Origin of the sequence: Polynucleobacter sp. MWH-UH35A, from assembly GCF_018687075.1 — a bacterium.
In the GTDB taxonomy this organism is placed as follows: domain Bacteria; phylum Pseudomonadota; class Gammaproteobacteria; order Burkholderiales; family Burkholderiaceae; genus Polynucleobacter.
Genome location: NZ_CP061285.1, coordinates 1,869,970 through 1,886,205 on the forward strand (window position 1 = coordinate 1,869,970; position 16,236 = coordinate 1,886,205).

Here is a 16,236-nt window from a genome sequence, read left to right on the forward strand (position 1 = left end):
TTCCTCATCTTACATCTACGCCTCTTACCCCGCCATTACATCTTTGCTGGTGCGGATACCCCAAGTACTCTTAAGCCATTTTGCAAAACTTGGCGGGTCGCCAGAAGCAGGGCTAAGCGTGCCAACTTTAAATTCTGATCATCGACCAATACACGATCAGCGTTATAAAAAGTATGGAAATCACCCGCTAAGTCACGCAAATAAAAAGCAAGTGCATGCGGAGCCAATTCCTCTGCTGCAGTCGTTAGCATCTCTGGATATTCTGCTAAACGACGCAATAAATGATCAGACGCTTTGCTTTGCAAAAGAGAAAGGTCGGCTTTAGCCAAGTCTGATGTCTGGCCGCCCCACTGTTGCAAGATAGAACTAATACGCGCATGAGCATATTGAACATAGAACACGGGATTCTCATCGTTCTGCTGCAAAGCTAAATCAATATCAAATACGAACTCTGTATCTGCCTTGCGGGAGATCAAGAAAAAACGTACAGCATCACGGCCGCGCTGCAATGCCAATTCTCTTGCTTCAGGCGTCATTTCTGGAGTAACGCCACCAGACCACTCCACTAAATCACGCACTGTTACATACGAACCAGCGCGCTTAGAAATTTTTACCTCTTCACCATGGCGCATCACAGTAACCATCTTATGCAATACATAATCTGGATAAGTTTTAGGAATATCCCAACCGCGCTTTTGCGCTACGCCCTGCAAACCTGAGCGAACACGAGCAATCGTCCCATGATGGTCGCTGCCCTGCACATTGATCACTTTCTGAAAACCACGATTCCACTTGCTAGTGTGATAGGCAACATCAGGTACAAAATATGTGAAACTACCATCAGACTTCCGCATTACACGGTCTTTATCGTCACCATCATCCGTCGTTCTTAACCAAAGTGCGCCTTCAGACTCATAGGTCTTGCCAATACTTTGGAGATCGTCAACGATTTGAGCAACACTACCGTCGGTATACAAGGAGGACTCGAGGTAGTAGCAATCAAATTTAACGCCAAAGGTTTTTAAATCAATGTCTTGTTCATTGCGTAAATAGGCAACTGCGAATTGACGAATCGCTTCGATGTCATCTTTAAATTCTGCAGAAGCTTTAAATGATTCAGCAATCTCTGCAATATATTCGCCGTTATAAGCCTGCTCTGGCCACTTCGCATCACCAGGTTTTAAGCCTTGTAAACGTGCCTGCACTGATAAGGCCAAGTTTGCAATTTGTACGCCAGCATCGTTGTAATAAAACTCACGATGCACTTTAATTCCTTGAGTAGCTAGCAAATTAGCTAAGGCGTCACCAAGCGCGGCTTGTCTTCCATGTCCAACATGTAATGGGCCCGTTGGATTGGCAGAAACAAACTCAATCATTGCGTTTGGGGCTGACCCATGGCTAAGGGCTGACTCGCCAAAATGGATGCCTGCAGAGAGCACTTCCTGCACCACTGCAGTTTTAGCTGCATTACTAAGGCGGAAATTGATAAATCCAGGGCCAGCAATCTCACACGAAGTGATGAGCTCATTAAAGCCAGCTTGTTGCTGTAGGCGCTCTACCAAAGCTTGTGCTAACTCACGTGGATTGAGCTTCCAAGCCTTTGAAAGCTGGAGGGCAATATTACAGGCAACATCCCCATGATCAACTGCTTTGGGACGCTCTAATCGTGGGGTAGGGGCTTCGCCTAGGCCACGTTCCTGAGCCATTGCTGCAAGAGCAGCGCTCAGCATTTCAATTAAACGATTTTTATTGGTCAACAACATAGATAAGTGAGTTTATCAGGTGGTAAGCTATCACAATGATCTATCAATTTCGCTCTAAGGCTGGTCCAGACGTCATCATGCTGGCGGATCTGACTAAGCGAATTTTTGACATTTTAGGGCGCACCCTAGAGCCTCGCGGCATCCTAACGGTAGAGCAACTCCCCAGTCTCATTACCGCACTAGAAACAGCCATCCTCAAAGATCTTGAGGAGCGAGCTAAAGCAAATGAAGATGCTGATAAGGATTCCGAGAAGCCCAAGTTAGCCGACCGTCTTGGACAACGCGCTTACCCATTTCTTGAGCTAATGAAACAAGCTAAGGCCAAAGACGAACCCGTCATGTGGGGTGTTTAGTCCAATAAGCTCGCCAGCTGGCGACGGGTGTCTTCAACAGTTTGACCGCGACGTTTAGCCAAGTCTTCAACTTGATCGTCTGAGAGTTTGCCCACATTAAAGTAACGCGCATCTGGATGAGCCAAATAGAAACCGCTCACACTAGAAGCGGGATTCATCGCCATAGACTCCGTCAGAGTCATACCAATGTCTTCAGATCCTATTACGCGCAATAAATCTTCCTTGACTTCATGCGCAGGACAAGCCGGATAGCCAGGCGCGGGACGAATACCACGGTATTCCTCATTAATCATCTGATCATTTGTCAGAATTTCATCGCTTGCGTAGCCCCAAAGATCAGTACGAACACGATGATGCATGAGTTCAGCAAACGCTTCAGCCAAACGATCTGCCAAAGCTTTCAACATAATCGCGCTGTAGTCATCATGCTTTGCCTGAAACTCAGCAACTTTCTTTTCAACGCCATGACCTGTAGTCACAGCAAAACAACCGAGGTAATCAGCAACACCGGAATCTTTTGGCGCAACATAATCAGCCAAACAACGATTCGGTCTGCGTACCCCATCTATCACAGGACGCTCAGATTGTTGGCGCAAGTTATGCCAGACAAACAAAGGATGCTCGCGAGCCTCATCACTATATAAAACGATATCGTCACCAATAGTATTGGCCGGATAAAAAGCAACTACTGCATCAGCCTGTAGCCATTGGCCTTTAATTAGCTTATCCAGCAAAGCTTGTGCATCCGCATAAACCTTACGCGCTTCAATACCAACAACTTCATCATCCAAGATTGCAGGAAATTTGCCTGCTAAATCCCAGGTCTGAAAGAATGGCGTCCAGTCGATGTACTGCGCAATATCACTCAGTGCAAAGTTTTTAAATACACGGCGACCAATGAACTTTGGCTTCTCCGGCACATATATTGACCAATCAATCATCTCGCGATTTTTGCGAGCCGCTTCTAAAGAAATGGTTGGCGCAGCTTTCTTATTAGCGTGTTGCTCACGAATGCGCACATAGTCATCACGTAAGTCTTGAATAAATTTCTTGGCGCTTTCATCTGAAAGCAGGCTGGAGGCCACAGAAACCGAACGAGATGCATCAGGCACATAGACCACAGGACCATCGTAGTGCGGAGCAATTTTCACCGCAGTATGTACACGTGAGGTGGTTGCGCCACCAATCATTAACGGAATTTGACGCTCGCGGAACCAGTCATCCCGCTGCATCTCTTGTGCCACGTAGGTCATCTCTTCTAGAGACGGCGTAATCAATCCAGACAAACCAACAATGTCAGCATTCTCTTCTTTTGCACACTTCAGAATCTCTGCACATGGAACCATCACGCCCATATTGGCTACTTCAAAATTATTACATTGCAGAACAACAGTCACAATATTCTTACCAATATCGTGCACATCGCCCTTCACAGTCGCCATCACAATCTTGCCCTTGGCTTTGGCTTCGCCACCAGCAGCAATATGTTGACGCTTCTCTTCTTCGATATAAGGAATCAGAATTGCAACAGCCTGTTTCATTACACGGGCACTTTTAACCACTTGGGGTAAAAACATTTTGCCAGCGCCAAACAAGTCGCCAACGACATTCATACCATCCATCAGCGGTCCTTCAATCACTTCGATTGGCCTACCGCCTGCGCCCATAATTTCTGCGCGCAACTCTTCAGTGTCTTCTTCAATGAATGTCGTAATACCGTGTACTAATGCGTGCGTTAAACGCTCGCGTACTGGAGCTTCACGCCACACAAGGTTCTCAACCTGTTTAGCGCCACCACCTTTAAATTGATCGGCAATATCTAAAAGTCGTTCTGTTGGAGTTTTGCCATCTTTTTCTTTGAAGCGATTGAGAACAACATCCTCAACTCGTTCACGTAACTCGGGATCTAAGTCTGCATAAACGCCTAATTGCCCCGCATTCACAATACCCATATCCATGCCAGCTTGAATGGCGTGATACAGGAACACGGTGTGTATCGCTTCACGCACACGATCATTGCCGCGGAAGGAGAAACTCACATTGGATACGCCACCGCTGACCTTAGCGCCAGGAAGGTTTTCTTTGATCCAACGTGTGGCATTAATAAAGTCCACCGCATAGTTATCATGCTCTTCAATACCTGTAGCGATAGCAAAAATATTGGGGTCAAAAATGATGTCCTCAGCTGGGAAACCAATTTCATTTACCAAAATTTCATAGCAGCGCTGGCAGATTTCAGTCTTACGCTTGAATGTATCGGCTTGCCCCACCTCATCAAAGGCCATTACTACCGAGGCGGCACCATAACGACGAATTAAGCGCGCTTGCTTTCTAAACGGCTCTTCGCCTTCTTTCAAGGAGATCGAATTCACGATTGGCTTACCCTGAATGCACTTCAAGCCTGCTTCGATGACGCTCCACTTAGAGGAGTCAATCATGATGGGGACACGTGCAATATCAGGCTCAGAAGCAATCAAATTTAAGAAGCGAGTCATTGCCGCTTCAGAATCGAGCATCGCCTCATCCATATTGATATCGATGACTTGAGCGCCATTCTCAACTTGCTGACGAGCGACGGCAAGCGCCTCATCAAATTGATTATTTAAAATCATGCGGGCAAATGCTTTTGAACCGGTTACGTTAGTGCGCTCACCAATATTCACAAAGCCAACATCAGCAGTAACATTAAATGGCTCAAGACCCGAAAGTTTCATTGCTGGCATGACTTTTTTCTCAACATTACTCATGCTGCTACCTCAGCATTCTCGCGATAGAAAACACGAGGTTTACGTTTTGCAACAGCATTAGCAATCGCACGAATATGGTCGGGCGTTGTACCGCAACAGCCTCCAACCAAATTAACTAGGCCATCTTTTGCAAAACCATCAACCAGACTAGAGGTGATTTCTGGCGTCTCATCAAAACCCGTATCACTCATAGGATTGGGCAAGCCTGCATTAGGGTAGCAAGAAACAGCAGCATCACAAATCCTTGCGAGCTCGGCGATATAGGGGCGCATGAGCGCAGCGCCTAGCGCACAGTTCAAACCAAAAGTGAGGGGCTTTATGTGACGCAAGCTGTTCCAGAAAGCTTCAACCGTTTGACCAGACAAAATGCGTCCTGATGCATCTGTTACTGTTCCAGAAATCATTACCGGTAAGCGCTCACCAGTCTCTTCAAAAAATTCATCTAAAGCAAAGAGTGCAGCCTTTGCATTGAGAGTGTCAAAAATAGTTTCGACCAGAAATAAGTCTACGCCTCCTGCAAATAGCCCTTCGATCTGCTCACGATATGAGGCACGCAAAGCATCAAAAGTCACATTGCGCGCACCTGGATCGTTTACATCCGGTGAAATGCTGGCTGTCTTCGGTGTTGGCCCAATTGCGCCTGCTGCAAAACGAGGCTTATCTGGAGTGCTATATTTTTCACAAGCAGCCCGCGCCAATTTTGCTGAGACTACATTCATCTCATGCGCTAAGCTGGCCATTTTGTAATCTTCTTGGGCAACTGAGGTGGCACCAAAAGTATTAGTTTCTATGATGTCCGCGCCTGCATCCAAATACTGTTCATGGATCTTGCTGATGATTTGAGGCTGAGTCAGCACTAGCAACTCATTATTACCTTTGATATCGCCTGGATGGTCGGCAAAACGGGTATTCCCCGGCAAACCACGATAGTCAGCTTCAGTAAGCTTGTATTGCTGAATCATGGTTCCCATAGCGCCATCTAATATGAGGATGCGCTTCTTTAGCAGATCAGGTAGCGCCTGACCGCGGGTATAGGGCTGGGATAAACCATTAAATTGCATTGCTCAACCGGGAATAGTCTCTAGAATCCCTTATTCTATTGGAAAAGCCACTTTTCATTTACCCCGGAGCCCCTTATGTTTGAAACCATTCCAGAATTCAATCAAAGCCTAGATATGTTGAGAACAATGTGGGGACAAGGCGCAGCAGCCCAAGCTGGTCAGTTCCCATTCACAGCAGACGCCTCTAAGGCAGCCAGCGGCTTTGCTTCGGCTTTCCCTGGCTTGGATGTGGATGAGCTTGAAAAGCGTATCAAGGACCTTAAAAGTGTTGAAAACTGGCTTAATTTGAACCTCAATATCCTCAAGTCCACCATTCAAGGCTTGGAAGTACAGCATGCCACCATGATGGCCCTCAAGTCATTCGGTGATGCTGTTTCAGCCGCAGGCACAGCTGCTACTTCAGCAAGTGCCCCAAAAGAAAAATCTGGAACTAAGACAACTAGCGCTAGACCGCGGAAAACCGCAACACGCCGTCCTCGCAAAGCTGGCGACGCAACTTACCTCGACGAAGTAGGTAATTCAGATGAGCAATAGCCTCACCCATAGCAAATGTGAGCTGATGAATATCTAATTCACGTTTAAACAAAACCGGCACAATCTCTCGAGCATGTGCCGGTTTTTTACATGCGCCCAAGGTATCTACCAAGCGCTCATCATGATGTGCCTTCAGTTGTGCAACACGCGGTCTAATTCCAATAAATGGTTTGCCATGTGATGGAAGTACTAAGGTGTCCTCAGGTAGGGCTAAATATTTTTCAATAGAGTCCAAATACAAACCCAATGGATCAGCATCTGGGTCAGCATCAAAAACACTGACATTTGTGGATATCCGAGGCAAGAGCATATCCCCGGAAATCAGTAGGCCAAGCTCTTTACAAAAAAGAGAAGCATGTTCTGGCGCATGACCATACCCCATCATTACCTGCCAAGTGTGTCCGCCAATCAAAATAGATTCGCCATCAACAATCCGACGGTATTGGCGAGGTACACCGGGAACCATATTGCTGTAGTAATTGGAGCGCGCCCGAATTTTTTCCAAATCTTCAGGTGCAGTTAAACCATGTTTTTGAAAATGATCGGCGGAACCGCCACTTCCAGCGCGCGCACCTACAGCTGCGCCGCCCTCTTTGCAGCTTAACCACTGAGCAGTTAAATAATCTGTCATGGATATCCACATAGGGGCACACCACTTTTCGCACAGCCATTGGGATAAGCCAACATGATCAGGATGCATGTGGGTCACTATGATGCGTAAGACCGGCATGCCATCAAGCTGGGTGGCAAATACCTGCTCCCATGCAGCTTTTGTTTCATCGTTGGCAATTCCGCAATCCACAATCGTCCAGCCAGATACGCCATCAATCTCATCGCGCAATAACCAAAGATTGATGTGATCCAACGCAAAAGGGAGGCGCATTCTGACCCAACGAATGCCCGGAGCAACCTCTATGCTGCTACCTACTTCCGGAAGCGCATCTACTAAGGGATAATGAACTATAGCTTCAACACTTGCTTGGTTTTGAGTGCTCATGGTTTAACGTAATTTCTTTTTATTTTTTCTTTTTTTCTAGGTTCGCTTTGACAACAGTTCCATCGCCTTGCATTAATTGGTGTGACATTAATCCTGAAAACGGTTACTGTCGTGGCTGCTATCGTACCCTGACTGAAATTGCTGATTGGTCTGATCTAACTAATATCGAGAAACTTGAGGTATGCGCACAATTACCCAGCCGTAAACCCCAAGTGCCTCAGCATAACTGAGCTTTTAATCTCGCTTGCTTTATTTATTTACATCGACGATCAAACGTCCGCGTACATTACCCGCCATTAATTCTTGAGCATATTTAATCGACTCTTCAAGACTGATTTCATGAGAGATTTCATCTAAAGTTTTTAGATCCACCAACTTACTTAATTGCTCATAAGCAGCAACTCGTTTTGCACGTGGCACAGTGACGCTATTGATGCCATACAGCGTCACGCCACGCAAAATAAATGGGGCTACAGTAGAAGGAAAATCCATTCCTTGAGCTAATCCGCAGGCCGCTACTGCACCATCACTCTTAGTCTGGGCGCAAGCATTAGCTAGGGTATGGCTACCCACGCTATCAACCACCGCAGCCCAACGCTCTTTTGCCAATGGTTTTCCAGGAGCAGATAAGGTGGCGCGATCGATTACTTCTGTTGCGCCCAATTTTTTTAGATAATCCGCTTCAGCCATACGACCAGTACTAGCGACAACTGTAAAACCCAATTTGTGCAGCAACGTGATCGCAAAGCTACCCACACCTCCAGCAGCACCGGTGACCAATACTTCGCCATCACTTGGTTTAAGGCCATGCTTTTGCAGGGCCATGACACAAAGCATCGCGGTGTAGCCTGCAGTGCCAATAGCCAATGCTTGTTTAGCCGTGAAACCCTTTGGCAAGGGAATGAGCCAATCTGACCTTACTCGAGCTTGCTGTCCTAAGCCGCCCCAATGTCCCTCGCCCACACCCCAGCCATTTAAAAGCACCATGTCGCCAGTTTTGAAGTCAGGGCTGGAACTTTCTATTACCTCGCCTGCAAAATCGATGCCAGGCACCATAGGAAAGCTTCGCACCACCGGGCCTTTGCCAGTAATAGCCAAACCATCCTTGTAGTTAAGAGTCGAATACAGCACCTTTACACGTACATCACCCTCTGGGAGGCTGGCCTCATCAACTTGGGCTAATTCTGTGCGATAGCCTTGATCGTCTTTCTTTACCAATAGCGCTTTAAACATGTCTCATCCTTTTAGATCGAGGTATTTCCCCGCAGCAATTGCTTAATAGGTTTATCCTAACGAGCATTGCTGATTATGGAGGTTTCCATGAAAAAAATTCTACTATTAACTGCGTTTTCTGGCTTAGCGCTTGCAGGATGCTATTCAACCCAAATCAATATGTCTATGGGCAATATGCGCCTCATTAGCTCTAGTGCAGCACCACAGGATGTGATGGATTTCGCCACCAAGACCTGTAAAGATGATTTTTATGAAGGCGCAAGCTTTCTCTCCAAAGCCGGCAAAGAGTACCGCTTTAAGTGTGTAAAAGCCGAAGAAAATGAAATCTTGATTCCAATTCCTGGCACAACGATTGCAGATCCTGCAAAAGCCGAAGCTAAGTAAGTCAAGTTGATGACCCCATTTACCTCACAAGAACTGCGCAAAGGCTTTGCTTCATTTGCAACTGGGGTCACTGTCATCACCTGTTTGGATGAAGAAAATCAGCCTCATGGAATCACGATTAGCTCGTTCAACACCGTCTCACTAGAGCCGCCACTGATTCTATGGAGCCTTAAAAAACATTCACGGCTAATGCCTTGGGTTGAGCTTGGCAAGAAACATCTCATTCATGTTTTAGAGCGTTCTCAAGAAAATTTGGCGATGCATTTCGCCACCGTGAAGACTGAGCAATTTAAGGGGATTGACCATAAACTAGCGGCTAGCGGTCTCACCCAAATTGATCATTGCGTAGCCTATTACGAATGCGAAACCGTTTGTGTTCACGTTGGTGGCGATCACAACATCATTGTTGCTAAAGTGATTAACCTAAGAAATTATCCTGATCGTGAACCCCTCATTTTTGCTCGCAGCAAATTTGTTGGCCTTGATTTCACTGAAGCTAAAGCCGGCTAATACAAGTCATCTTCCCAGGAAAATACTATGATGCGTTTATGGGGTCGTAAAAGTTCGATCAACGTTCAAAAAGTATTGTGGTGCCTTGCTGAGCTTGGGTTAAAAGAAGGCAAGGATTTTGAGCGAATTGATGCAGGACTGCAATTTGGAATCAACAATACACCTGAGTTTTTAAAACTCAATCCGAATGGATTAGTGCCAACGCTAGAAGACAGCGATGTGGTACTTTGGGAGTCCAATACCATCCTGCGTTACTTAGCGCATCAATACGATAAAGCCGGACGCTTCTCTGGGGATATCAAAACTCAATACGAGTCTGAAAAATGGATGGATTGGCAATTGGGCACAATGTGGCCTGCGCTGCGCATTGCGTTTCTTGGGCTCACTAGAACTCCAGAATCCGAACGTAACTACCAAGCGATTTCCAAGGCCTACCAAGAGACCAATCGACTGCTAGGCTTACTAGATCAAACATTGGCCAAGCAAAACTATTGCTCCGGCAATCAATTCCAGACCGGAGATATTGTTCTGGCTCTGTGTGTCAGTAGATGGATGATGTTACACAATACCTTCCCAGAGCAAACAGGGGAACGTGCAAACCTTGAGCATATTAATGCTTGGATGAAACGCCTAGAAGAAGAGACTTGCTTTAACGAAATTGCTGAAAAAGAACTCAACATCGTCAAGTAGTCACCCTGCTTTTAATCTCTACTCCTGCTTAAATTTCTTAGCGTGATGATCGGCGCCAATCAATAAGTACATCGCTGGTACTACAAAAAGCGTGAACAATGTACCTATCGACAGGCCCGTAAAGATCACAATGCCCATAGATTTACGCCCAGCAGCACCCGCTCCCGAAGCGATTACTAAAGGCAATACGCCCAGAACCATTGCAGCAGTAGTCATCAAAATTGGGCGTAGACGAACGCTACTTGCCTCAACAATGGCATCAAGCTTACTTCGTCCAGCCTCTTGAAGTTCATTGGCAAATTCCACAATCAAGATACCGTGCTTACTAATGAGGCCCATTAGCGTTACTAGGCCAACTTGGGTGTAAACGTTCAGAGTCGTGAAGCCCAAGTTAATAAAAATCAAAGCGCCAAACAAGGCAAGAGGTACAGAAACCAAAATCACGATTGGATCACGGAAGCTTTCAAACTGGGCAGCCAGCACCAAGAACACAATCAAGATCGCAAAGAACATGGTGACCAAGAATCCACCTGACTCGGCCATAAACTGACGTGATGGACCAGCATAGTCCATGCTGTAACCATTCGGCGCAACTTCCTTCAAGGTCTGGCGCATGAACTCCAATAAATCCGCCTGGGAAATAAATGGTGTACTCACACCAGAAATGGTTGCGGAATTCAATTGCTGAAAGTGATTAATAGATTGTGGAACCACTCTTTGCTTAATCGTTGCAATGGTACGTGCTTGAACCATTGCACCACTTGGGGTGCGAATGTAATAGTCCAAGATTTGATCTGGGTTCAAACGATCAACCTGTTTCACCTGTGGAATTACTCTGTAAGAGCGTCCCGCCACTGAGAAATAGTTCACATAACCACCGCCTAATGCTGCAGATAATGCTGCACCCACTTGTTGCTGGGTCATACCCAATGCCGCAACTTTTTCACGATCGATTTCTAATACATCTTGCGGCTTATCAATCTTCAAATCAGAGTCTACGAAGAAGAAATTGCCGCTACGGCGCGCTTTGTCTAGTACCGCCTGCGATACTTCATTTAACTGAGCATATGGTTCTGTTGTATTAATAACAACCTGCACCGGCAAGCCTTGGGCACCTGGTAAGGCAGGAAACTGGAAGGCTGCAACACGCGCACCAGCAATACTGTTCCACTTCTGCTGCATATCTTCTTGAAACTTGGTTGCATTGCGACTGCGCTCGCCCCAGTCTTTTAACAAGATACCGCCAAAACTAGAAGTAGGACTCGTGATCTGGAATGCCTGTTCGTATTCTGGTTCTGCGGCAGCAATCGCGTAGATTTGATCCGCATAAGTTTGCATTTGTGTCACTGTGCTGTTTGGAGGCCCAGAGGCCTGCATCAAGACAATGCCTTGGTCTTCTGTTGGCGCTAACTCAGCACGTGCCGTTGCATATAAATAAGCAACCCCACCCAACAAAATGACACCCATCACGATGATGACTTGCCACGTGCTCAACAAATCTCGTAGGGTGCTTTGATAACTGTGATGGACCTTATCAAAAATGCGATCAATCTTCTGCACAAATGAAGAGGCCTCTTGCTCTTCAGTGAAAATGCGGGAACACATCATCGGCGAGAGCGTTAATGCAATCAACCCAGAAACTGCTACCGCACTAGCCAAAGTAAACGCAAATTCTGTAAACAGTGCGCCTGTTAACCCACCCTGGAATCCAATAGGGATATACACTGCAATCAACACTACTGTCATCGCCAGAATTGGGCCGCCTAGTTCACGGGCAGCAATTAAAGACGCCTCAAGCGGAGACTTGCCTTCCTTCATGTGGCGATCAACGTTTTCTACGACGATGATGGCATCATCTACCACCAATCCAATTGCTAGCACTAGCGCCAAGAGAGTAAGTAAGTTAATCGAATAACCTAAAACCTGCATTAAGAAAAAGGTTCCAATCAATGACAAAGGCATTGCAATCACGGGTACAGCAACAGCACGCGCACTACCTAAGAATAGGTAAATCACTACCGTCACAATAACCAGAGCTTCTAGCAAAGTAGACACCACCTCATCAATAGAGCTAGTAATAAATTTGGTTGAGTCATACACAATCTTGCCAGTCATGCCGATTGGTAATTGCTTTTGAATGTCAGGAACAACGTCTCTGACGCGTTGGGCAACATCCAATAGGTTCGCTTGGGGAGCGACTTTAATGGCAATAAATACAGAGCGCTTGCCACTGAAAGCAACGTTGGTGTTGTAGTCCTCAGATCCCAAAGTAACCGTGGCTACTTGATCCAAGTAAACAATATTCACGCCATCTTTTTTAATGACCAGTTTTCGGAACTCATCTAGCGTATGCAAATCAGTTCCAGCAACCAAGTCAACCGATACCATATCGCCCTTGGTGCTACCAACGGCCGACAAATAATTATTTGCAGACATAGCGCTATAAACATCATCCGCACCCACACCAAGACCAGCCATCTTCTCGCGGTCTAACCATGCGCGCAATGCAAACTTACGGCCGCCAGTAATTTCAGCGTTTTGCACACCCTCAACGGAGTCTAGTTTTGGCTTTACAACGCGCAACAAATAATCAGTGATGGCATTGTTAGGGATTTCATCGCTATAAAAGCCCATATACATCGCAGCGGTAGATTGACCCACCTGCACTGTCAAAATCGGTTGCTGCGCCTGAGGTGGCAACTGATTCTTTACCGCACTAATTTGAGTCTGTATCTGAGTTAACGCTGCATTTGCGTCATAGTTCAGCTTGAGCGTTGCAATAATTGTCGAGACTCCGCTAACGCTGGTTGATGATAAGTAATCAATACCCTGTGCCTGAGCAACCGATGCCTCTAAGGGTTGAGTAATAAAACCAGCAATCGTTTCAGGATCTGCGCCATAGTAAGCAGTCGTGATTGTCACAATCGCATTTTGCGTTTGTGGATATTGATTCACCGGCAATGAACCTATCGCCTTTAAGCCAAAAATCAATACCAAAGCGCTCACCACCATGGAGAGCACTGGCCTACGGATGAATATGTCAGTCCAATTCATCTGCTATTTATTCCTGCGGCTTCGGATCTGGTGAGTTTGCTGGCTGCACCTTGTTGTTAATAATGAGTGGCGTGCCATTCTTTAACTTCAACTGCCCACTCGTAACAACCGTCGCACCCTCATCAACACCCTTGAGAATCGCCACCTGATCGCCACGGGTGGATCCAGTAGTCACAAAGACCTGCTGCGCTTCAAGAGCAGGATTGCCTTGCTTGTCTTTTTTACCAGTTGGTTTAGCAATAAAGACTGTAGATCCGTAAGGATTGTAAGTAACCGCTGTTTGTGGAAGCGTTAAATATTTGACCTGATCACCAAGCTTAATATTCACATTAGCAAACATGCCTGGCAAAATTTTCTTATCGGGATTGGCAAGCTGAGCCTCAACCTGAATGTTGCGGGTATTGGTATCTACTTTTGGACTAACCGCTGTAATTTTTCCTGTGAAGCTTGCATCCTTAAATGCATCGGTTGTCACCACCACCTCTTGTCCGACCTGAATTTGCTCGGCATTATTTTGTGGCAAATTGAAATCCACAAAAATAGGGTCCAAGGTTTGTAATGTTAATAACTTGTCGCCAGGATTTACATACTGGCCGGGGTTAATAGCCACAATGCCAATGCGCCCACTAAATGGTGCCTTCAGATTTTTCTTAGCTACCAATGCAGTCTGCTGCTCTACCTGGGCCTGCTTCGATTTAGCATCAGCAGCACTCGTATCAAACACATTCTTACTAATTGCCTGAATAGCCAGTTGCTGTCTATCACGTTCATTAATCACTTTAGCTAAATCAGCCATCGCCTTCAAAGAATTCAATTGGGCAACATCAGAGGCATCATTTAATTTAATTAGCAAATCACCTTCTTTTACATCCTGACCCGACTTAACTGGCACAGTCTGAACTAAGCCGCCCAGTTCAGTACTGAGCTCAACACCCCTAAAGGCGCGCACATTCCCAACGCTGGTTAACTTCGGCTGCCACTCTGTAGTAGTGATCACCATGGTTGATACTGTTGCAGGAGGCAAGCCCATTCCTGCAATGAAATGCTTAATCATGAATGTCTTGAGTTGATTAAAAGCAAAGATCAAGCCTAATAATAAAAATACGCCGCAAAGCATGATAGTCATGCGACGTTGTAATGGTTCCATCGCCATTAACTTTGCGTGAACTTTAGTGCCACGCCATTTTTGACCCATGCGCGCCCAAAATGCTTTTGCCTTTTCCCACAGAGCAATCGCTCTATCGCGCAATTTCCATTCAATCGCTTTGCGCTGCATCCATGCCCACAGGGCAAGAACTAAGGCAATGAGCTTGTTCTTAATTATTTCCAGAAGTTTCATTTTGATCTTTGTTCGCTATGTCTTTTGACTTAAAAGCAGGGCCTTCACGATTCCACCAGCCGCCACCCAATGCTGCAAATAAAGCTGCCGTATCTGAGAAACGCGTTGCTTGTGCGGCAACTGATTTCACTTTGGCTTGTTGATACTGATTTTGGTAATAGAGCACCGCCAAATAACTTGCTGTACCCAACTTATATTGCTGCTGCACTAAATCTAGAGTTTCATAGGCATAGCGTTCTGCATCCGATGCCGCTTTGAGCGCTTGCGCACCTGTCTCGAGTGCGCGCAAGGCATTCGCCACCTCTTGAAATGCATTCAAGACAGTTGCCTGATATTGAAAAGCCGCTTGTTCATAGTTTGCGATCGCACCACGACGTTGCGCCAATAAAGCACCACCCTGGAATAGGGGTTGCAAGATGCCCCCACCCAAGGTCCATAAAGCAGAATTAGGACCAAATAAACCGTTTGAGGTCAAAGAGGCGGCGCCAATCGAACCGGTGATATTAAATTGAGGCAATAAGTTCGCCGTTGCAACACCAACAAAAGCGTTCTGCGCTTTTAACTGCGCCTCCGCTGCACGCACATCAGGACGTTGACGCACGAGGCTGGAGGGTACTGATAAAGGCAACTTCTCAGGCAAATGTAAATTTGCTAAATCAAACTTGGCAATATTGGCATTGCTCGGAATTTCACCCACCAGAACTGCGAGTTGATTACGTGCAAACGCAAGATTTCGTTCGTAGTTAAATAAATCTACTTGAGAACTTGAAACTAATGTGCGCTGGGATGTAACGTCTACCTTAGATACCGTGCCAATGATCAATTGCTTCTCGGTTACTTCGGCAAGATTCGTTTGCGCTTTTAAAATTTCTTCTGTAGCTTGCATCTGTGCACGCAGCGCCGCCTCTCTTACGGCGCTAGTCACCACATTTGCCGTTAAAGAAAGGTAGGCTCCCTCCAATTGAAACTGCGCAACCTCTGCTTGTGCACGTGCACCTTCAACCGCTCTACGTGCTCCACCAAACACATCTAACTTATAGGTAACGTTGACTGTTGCGTTATATAGGTTGTAAGTATCTGTACCATAATTCATGCCATACACAGCCGATGGCTGTTTTTGTCTTAATGCGTTTGCGCCAACGCCAATCGCTGGAAAATACTGACCGCCAATTTGTGCATTGACATTTTCTTGCGCTGCACGCAATGCAGCATCGGCAGCGCCTAAGTTAGGATTCTGCTCAAGCGCTTTTTTAATCAGCGCATCAAGCTCGGGGGACTTGTATAGCTCCCACCATTGCGCCTCGATATCAGCGCCCTCTACAAACTCCTGATCACTACCGCCAGGTACACCAGGAGCAGTAGTCAACTTCTTAGATAAAGCTGTTTCTGTATAAGACGAAGTCTTAGGGGCCTCGGGTTGTTTAAAGTCTGGACCAACTGCACACGCCGAAAGAACTCCCGCACAAACGAGCGAGAGAAAATTCAAACGTGAAAACTGGGCAATCGACAGAAACATGGGTTACAACAAATATCCTCTTTAACAAGAGTTATTTGAACACAAAAATGCAATC

14 protein-coding genes are annotated in these 16,236 nt (G+C 46.2%); 6 read left to right on the forward strand and 8 right to left on the reverse strand.

Going from position 1 to position 16,236, the window contains the following annotated elements:
- Positions 1 to 35: 35 nt before the first annotated feature.
- A complete protein-coding gene (gene argS / locus ICV36_RS09730) occupies positions 36 to 1,763 on the reverse strand; it encodes an arginine--tRNA ligase (protein WP_215400478.1) in 1,728 nt (575 codons plus the stop codon).
- Positions 1,764 to 1,798: 35 nt separating this feature from the next.
- Between argS and ICV36_RS09735 the strand changes: the two genes are divergently transcribed.
- Entirely contained in the window at positions 1,799 to 2,116 is a 318-nt protein-coding gene (locus tag ICV36_RS09735; RefSeq protein ID WP_215400479.1) for a DUF1840 domain-containing protein, read from the forward strand.
- On the opposite strand, the gene metH is transcribed toward ICV36_RS09735, so the two are convergent.
- Complete coding sequence (metH, locus tag ICV36_RS09740; protein ID WP_215400480.1) at positions 2,113 to 4,863, reverse strand: methionine synthase; 2,751 nt, start codon at positions 4,861 to 4,863, stop codon at positions 2,113 to 2,115. The two genes, ICV36_RS09735 and metH, sit on opposite strands and share 4 nt — an antisense overlap.
- The gene (locus ICV36_RS09745) at positions 4,860 to 5,924 is read right to left on the reverse strand and encodes a homocysteine S-methyltransferase family protein (protein ID WP_215400481.1); all 1,065 of its coding nucleotides are present in this window, start codon (positions 5,922 to 5,924) and stop codon (positions 4,860 to 4,862) included. Before ICV36_RS09745 ends, metH begins: the two co-directional genes overlap by 4 nt.
- A gap of 75 nt (positions 5,925 to 5,999) precedes the next feature.
- Here ICV36_RS09745 and ICV36_RS09750 point away from each other — a divergent pair, with 75 nt between their 5' ends.
- Positions 6,000 to 6,458, forward strand: a complete 459-nt coding sequence (locus ICV36_RS09750; RefSeq protein WP_215400482.1) for a PhaM family polyhydroxyalkanoate granule multifunctional regulatory protein — start codon at positions 6,000 to 6,002, stop codon at positions 6,456 to 6,458.
- On the opposite strand, the gene ICV36_RS09755 is transcribed toward ICV36_RS09750, so the two are convergent.
- On the reverse strand, positions 6,370 to 7,455 hold the full coding sequence (locus ICV36_RS09755; protein WP_215400483.1) for an MBL fold metallo-hydrolase: 1,086 nt from the start codon (positions 7,453 to 7,455) through the stop codon (positions 6,370 to 6,372). The genes ICV36_RS09750 and ICV36_RS09755 overlap by 89 nt on opposite strands.
- 47 nt (positions 7,456 to 7,502) lie before the next feature.
- Here ICV36_RS09755 and ICV36_RS09760 point away from each other — a divergent pair, with 47 nt between their 5' ends.
- On the forward strand, positions 7,503 to 7,685 hold the full coding sequence (locus tag ICV36_RS09760; RefSeq protein WP_215400484.1) for a DUF1289 domain-containing protein: 183 nt from the start codon (positions 7,503 to 7,505) through the stop codon (positions 7,683 to 7,685).
- Positions 7,686 to 7,704: 19 nt separating this feature from the next.
- On the opposite strand, the gene ICV36_RS09765 is transcribed toward ICV36_RS09760, so the two are convergent.
- Complete coding sequence (locus ICV36_RS09765; protein WP_215400485.1) at positions 7,705 to 8,688, reverse strand: MDR family oxidoreductase; 984 nt, start codon at positions 8,686 to 8,688, stop codon at positions 7,705 to 7,707.
- An 87-nt stretch (positions 8,689 to 8,775) separates the two neighbouring features.
- On the opposite strand from ICV36_RS09765, the gene ICV36_RS09770 reads away from it, so the two are divergent.
- The 3 genes from ICV36_RS09770 to ICV36_RS09780 are packed head-to-tail and all read left to right on the forward strand — an operon-like array spanning position 8,776 to position 10,272.
- Entirely contained in the window at positions 8,776 to 9,072 is a 297-nt protein-coding gene (locus tag ICV36_RS09770) for a hypothetical protein (RefSeq protein ID WP_215400486.1), read from the forward strand.
- Between the two features lie 9 nt (positions 9,073 to 9,081).
- A complete protein-coding gene (locus ICV36_RS09775; RefSeq protein ID WP_215400487.1) occupies positions 9,082 to 9,582 on the forward strand; it encodes a flavin reductase family protein in 501 nt (166 codons plus the stop codon).
- Positions 9,583 to 9,609: 27 nt separating this feature from the next.
- A complete protein-coding gene (locus ICV36_RS09780) occupies positions 9,610 to 10,272 on the forward strand; it encodes a glutathione S-transferase family protein (RefSeq protein ID WP_215400488.1) in 663 nt (220 codons plus the stop codon).
- 18 nt (positions 10,273 to 10,290) lie between these two features.
- Here the strand turns inward: ICV36_RS09780 and ICV36_RS09785 are convergent, their stop codons facing one another.
- The 3 genes from ICV36_RS09785 to ICV36_RS09795 form a co-directional block, all read right to left on the reverse strand.
- A complete protein-coding gene (locus ICV36_RS09785; protein ID WP_215400489.1) occupies positions 10,291 to 13,326 on the reverse strand; it encodes an efflux RND transporter permease subunit in 3,036 nt (1,011 codons plus the stop codon).
- 7 nt (positions 13,327 to 13,333) lie between these two features.
- Positions 13,334 to 14,473: an efflux RND transporter periplasmic adaptor subunit gene (locus ICV36_RS09790; protein WP_215401632.1), complete on the reverse strand. Its 1,140-nt coding sequence runs from the start codon at positions 14,471 to 14,473 to the stop codon at positions 13,334 to 13,336.
- A gap of 169 nt (positions 14,474 to 14,642) precedes the next feature.
- Complete coding sequence (locus ICV36_RS09795) at positions 14,643 to 16,181, reverse strand: efflux transporter outer membrane subunit (RefSeq protein ID WP_215400490.1); 1,539 nt, start codon at positions 16,179 to 16,181, stop codon at positions 14,643 to 14,645.
- Positions 16,182 to 16,236: the final 55 nt, after the last annotated feature.